The organism is Nostoc cf. edaphicum LEGE 07299, assembly GCF_015207245.1.
GTDB classification, from domain to species: Bacteria; Cyanobacteriota; Cyanobacteriia; order Cyanobacteriales; family Nostocaceae; genus Nostoc; species Nostoc edaphicum_B.
Window position 1 is genome coordinate 1 of the sequence record NZ_JADEXF010000409.1, and the last position, 4,694, is coordinate 4,694.

At 41.6% G+C, this 4,694-nt stretch carries 4 protein-coding genes and 1 pseudogene; 1 reads left to right on the forward strand and 4 read right to left on the reverse strand.

Annotation, left to right across the window (positions count from 1 at the left end; translation table 11 throughout):
- Nucleotides 1-48: 48 nt before the first annotated feature.
- The 4 genes and pseudogenes from IQ229_RS13635 to IQ229_RS13650 all read right to left on the reverse strand — a co-directional run.
- Entirely contained in the window at nucleotides 49-1,713 is a 1,665-nt protein-coding gene (locus IQ229_RS13635) for an FAD-dependent oxidoreductase (RefSeq protein WP_194044513.1), read from the reverse strand.
- A gap of 63 nt (nucleotides 1,714-1,776) precedes the next feature.
- Nucleotides 1,777-1,986, reverse strand: a complete 210-nt coding sequence (locus IQ229_RS13640) for a hypothetical protein (RefSeq protein WP_194044515.1) — start codon at nucleotides 1,984-1,986, stop codon at nucleotides 1,777-1,779.
- Nucleotides 1,987-2,567: 581 nt separating this feature from the next.
- Nucleotides 2,568-3,380: an ergothioneine biosynthesis protein EgtC gene (gene egtC / locus IQ229_RS13645; RefSeq protein ID WP_194044517.1), complete on the reverse strand. Its 813-nt coding sequence runs from the start codon at nucleotides 3,378-3,380 to the stop codon at nucleotides 2,568-2,570.
- A 162-nt stretch (nucleotides 3,381-3,542) separates the two neighbouring features.
- A pseudogene (locus tag IQ229_RS13650) lies at nucleotides 3,543-4,049 on the reverse strand (protein kinase domain-containing protein); the annotation flags it as partial.
- A 227-nt stretch (nucleotides 4,050-4,276) separates the two neighbouring features.
- On the opposite strand from IQ229_RS13650, the gene IQ229_RS13655 reads away from it, so the two are divergent.
- Nucleotides 4,277-4,582, forward strand: a complete 306-nt coding sequence (locus tag IQ229_RS13655; protein ID WP_194044519.1) for a hypothetical protein — start codon at nucleotides 4,277-4,279, stop codon at nucleotides 4,580-4,582.
- Nucleotides 4,583-4,694 lie beyond the last annotated feature (112 nt).

Below are 4,694 nucleotides of genomic sequence, written 5' to 3' on the forward strand. Positions count from 1 at the left end.
GGGGAGAGGGTTTGCAGATTTTATACAGGTTAGTATTGGCTGCTTTAGCTAAACATTACTTAGGTAGCGGTGAACAAATTGAATGGCGATCGAACCTTCTCCCACACCGGATGCCACCCGTTTAATTGAGCCGTAGCGGACATCTCCGGCTGCGAAGATTCCGGGAATGTTGGTTTCTAATAAGAAAGGAGAGCGTTCTAAAGACCAACCACGAGGAGATTTGCTACTATGCATCAAGTCTGGCCCTGTGATGATAAACCCCTGAGCATCGCGTTGAATAACGCCATCGAGCCAATCTGTTTTGGGGCTAGCACCGATGAAAATAAACAGCGATCGCGCCGACACGGTTTCGGTTTGTCCAGTGTTGGCATGGGCGATCGCAATTGCTTCTAAATATTCTTCTCCCTTGACTTCCACGACGCTGCAACCTGTGCAAACTTGGATATTTTTTGTAGCGGCAATTTGGTCAATCAAATATTGGGACATACTTGATGCTAGTGACTCACCCCGCACTAACATAATCACTTTGCTGGCATACTTAGAAAAGTGCATTGCTGCTTGTCCAGCAGAGTTTGCCCCGCCAACCAAGTAAACCTCTTCATTGGTGCAAGCGATCGCCTCAGTCATGGCAGCACCGTAATAAATTCCTGCCCCTGTGAGCTTCTCGGCTCCTGGAACATTTAGCCAACGGTAGGAAACGCCGGTTGCAACTAAAAGTGCATGGCAACTAATCTCGCTACCATCCGCCAATTGCAGAACCCGATAAGGATCTTCTAGTCGAACCCCAGTTACTACTTGAGGAGTAAGAATTTCTACCCCAAATCGCCGCGCCTGGGTCACTCCCCGCCTTGCCAAATCACTGCCACTCAAGCCAACAGGAAACCCCAAATAGTTTTCAATTCGCGAACTCGTACCTGCTTGTCCTCCTGGCGCTTCACGCTCAATTAAGACAGTACTCAATCCCTCAGAAGCACCATAGACGGCGGCTGCCAGTCCGGCAGGCCCAGCACCCACGATCGCTAAGTCATAGAAGGGTCGCTCTGCCTGAGTTTGCAGTCCAATTTTGGCGGCAATCTCTAAATTAGATGGTTGAATTAATCGGGAACCATCGGGGAACAGCACCAATGGCAATTGCTGTCTGCCGTCAGCTTGGGCATATTCCACTAATTTTGCGGCATCCGGCTCCAGTTCAATATCTAACCACTTGAATGGAACCTGATTACGTGCCAGAAAATCTTTTACCTGATGTGAAAAAGGCGACCAGCGATTACCAATGACTCGAATGCCTTCAAAGGGTGGGCGGAATCCAGCTAGCCAGTCATCTAGCAAATCATCTAAAACCGGATATAGCCTTTCTTCTGGTGGATTCCAGGGCTTAAGTAAGTAATAATCAAGTCTGGCACTATTAATCGATTTAATGGCAGCATCCGTATCTGCATAGGCCGTCAACAAAGCACGTTTCGCATTGGGAAAGATGCCTTTTGCCCGTTCCAGGAACTCCACGCCTCCCATTTGGGGCATACGTTGATCCACCAAAAATAGAGCAACTGCTTCATTCCGCAATTTGAGTTGCTGTACTACATCCAGAGCCGTGATACCTGAATCTGCCCGAACAATGCGGAAGCGATCGCCATACTGATGACGCAAGTCTCGTGACACCGCTTGCAATACTTCTGGATCGTCATCGACCGTTAAAATTGCTGGTTTCGCCATACTACTGTTACTTAACAATTGCAGTGTCTAGCCGTTATCTTCAAAAATCTGCCGTCAAAATATCTACTGTTTAACCAGTTGCTTTAAACGAAAGTATGCCTCTTCTGGTGTCAGTGGTTCCGATTGAGTTTCATTGGGTATATAAAATACCCAAGTATCGGGAAAGTAATGCACCACAAAGCTGGGAATCAAACCTAAGCTTACTGCTTGCTTGCCGAGTTTTTCAGTTTGTTCCTCTAGACTCAGTTGGTCATGAAATGAGTGTTCAGCCATACTTTTGCATCTCCCTGTACTTTATTTGACCTTGGAAGAAGGTTCAAAACTAGCATTGCACGAATTTAGCTAAAGGTGATTTACTATTCACCATGTTTTAGAATGAGCTTGAGAATATTTTGGTAGTAAACCTAAATAATTTCAAATATGCTTTCATAGAGAATCATAAAACTATTTTGGTTTCAAGGTAACTGAAATTGGATTGAATCAGGCAACAGGGCATTGCTCACGTTGAGGTCTTAGGAAATCATCTGTTTCCTCCTATACTCGTATTCGGCACAGTTATAAGTAAGTATGCGATCGCTCTAGCTTATATGGGTATAGTGGCAGACAGAGTACAAAGGAGCCATAAAGGAATGATGATTGCGTCACAGATGACTCGCTAACGCTTCTCTACGAGACGCACTCGCGTTCGCTATCGGTGACGCTAGCTCCAAAGGAGTTGAAAGACGGATAATTTATGTTGTCTCTCTGACTTGCCTCCAACTGTTGTCTTTTGGCACAAGTAACAGCAATGCAAGTCTCGCATCGCACCAACTTTAGAGAGAAAAGCTCAATTTCCACAAAATCGCAATGCTTATTTAAACCCCAATGGGAACAAATCTGTCTAACAGGCTAATTGTTGGCTGTAATGACTGGGCTTCAACAAATAGCGCACTTTGCTCATCAAAAGCAGTCCAATTTTGGTTATTGGATAAAGGCTCAGAAGCAACAATAACTTGGTTTGGCTGCTTGAGTTGATCGCAAGACCAATAAAGAGTAGGGGCTTGTGTGCGATAAGCATAGCGAATTGCTGCAACTGCTTGACCATCACTGACAATTACATTGGCACTAAAGCTGGTGTCGTGTTCTGATGCCAACTCAGTCAATTTTTGAAGTGTGGCATTTAATGCTGATAACAGAGTGCTGTTTGGAGACGACTGCCACATTTCCACTAGTAGGGCAAAGATGTGTTCAGAGTCAGTCGTGCCTTTAATCAGGCTGTAAGTGGAATCAGAGAGGCTCTTACGTATTGGTCTACAAAGAGTTTGTTGAAAGTTTGATATCTCGCCATTATGCACAAACAAAAGTTTCCCACTCCGAAATGGCTGACAATTGCTAATGTCGAGCGATTCACCTGTTCCAGCTAATCGGACATAGCCTAAAGTACAACTGGATTGTACATAGTTGCTCAACTCCTCCAGATTCGGCTCGTTCCACAGCGGGATCGTATTTCGGTAAATGAAGGGTTTACCCACTTCGTCGTACCAGCCTACACCTACTCCGTCTCCGCAAACTACTCCTGATTTTAATTCTAAAGGACTGTAACTTTGTTTGTAGAGCGAATGCTCTTGTTTATACAGCAACTCATCTAAGAGGATGGCGTTACCAAGATAGCCAATTAATCTACACATAAAAAAACGATGTTGCTGAAAGAGTAAAAAAATCAGTCACAAGCCCCGATAGAAATCGAACCTTTTAACTGGACAATTATTGCAAAGCATTACTAATTTAACAACTATTGTTTATCTTGTGTATGTTTGAACTGTGACTTTAGTCATGGTTTTGTTTATTATTGGTAATAAAGATGCAATATTAAAATAAATTAATTTAACTTCTTTGCTTTCGGGATTAATTAAAATATTAGCAGGTTTAATATCTTGATGAATAATCCACTTTTGGTAGAGTATATCTAAGGTGTTGCATAGTGCGATGTCTACGACGGGCTACGCCTACACTATTTATAAAAACTGTTGTAAAAACTCTACATATCGCATCCGAATCAAAAGCAAAATCATCTTTGATAGAAATATCTCCAAAGTCTTCCATTACCAACGCATAACCATTTTGATATACCTCCAGACTATAAGTTTGGATGATTTTGGGTGAGTTAAGATTTTTGGCAATAGTGTACTGATTGCGAAATTGTACTAGTTCGCTGAAACCCAGATAAGGATTTTTCAACAGTTTGATTGCTACACCTAATGAGTCAGTTTCTCGATAACCTCGATAACCTCGATAAAGCAGGGTTCTCGAACCATTGTAGATTCTTCTGTTACGTGGTATCTGTTAATACTAATTATGTTATAGTTACTTACTCAAGCACTGTGGTATTTTTGCTCCTGAGCCGATGAATATTTTCTATATCTGCAAACATAATCATTTATAATTATGATTTAAAGGATGCAATTGCGATGAAGTAGGTCTTGCTAAAAATATAGAACAGAAGCTAAAGTAATATTTATTCTTTACCTTTGTTTGAGCTTGATTTGTGAATTAACCGTTCGCATTAGAAGGATTTTAGAAAACTATGCAAATTAAAAACCACATTAATCTTAATCAAGGATGTTTCCTTAATCCTGCAAACAAACAGATAGTTGTCAATTTAGCCAGTAAAGATATTTTAAATTTAATTACGCAAGAATTAAAAACTCGTTACTCTCCAGAAACTCAAAAAAATCTACTTGAGGAGAGTTCAAAGTTATTACCTAATTTTGTATTTCAAGAATTATTACAACGCCAACAACAGGTAGTAGATATTAACCCAGATAGTTTAATTGTCGTGGGAGCATCCCAGTTTTTTGCAAAGAGGGCGAAAATTAGTCAGTCTAAGTAAGACGAGTGTATTTATCTACCGATGACTCCAGAAAAAAAGCAAGCACTTCAAGAACATATTCAGGCGAACGCTAAAATATTGTACGAAGACACATCACCAGAAAGGCTAACTA

Excerpts from the sequence above, each read along its gene's own strand:
- egtC (WP_194044517.1), bottom strand. The coding sequence starts at position 3,380 with ATGTGTAGATTAATTGGCTATCTTGGTAACGCCATCCTCTTAGATGAG.
- IQ229_RS13640 (WP_194044515.1), bottom strand. The coding sequence starts at position 1,986 with ATGGCTGAACACTCATTTCATGACCAACTGAGTCTAGAGGAACAAACT.
- IQ229_RS13655 (WP_194044519.1), top strand. The coding sequence starts at position 4,277 with ATGCAAATTAAAAACCACATTAATCTTAATCAAGGATGTTTCCTTAAT.
- IQ229_RS13635 (WP_194044513.1), bottom strand. The coding sequence starts at position 1,713 with ATGGCGAAACCAGCAATTTTAACGGTCGATGACGATCCAGAAGTATTG.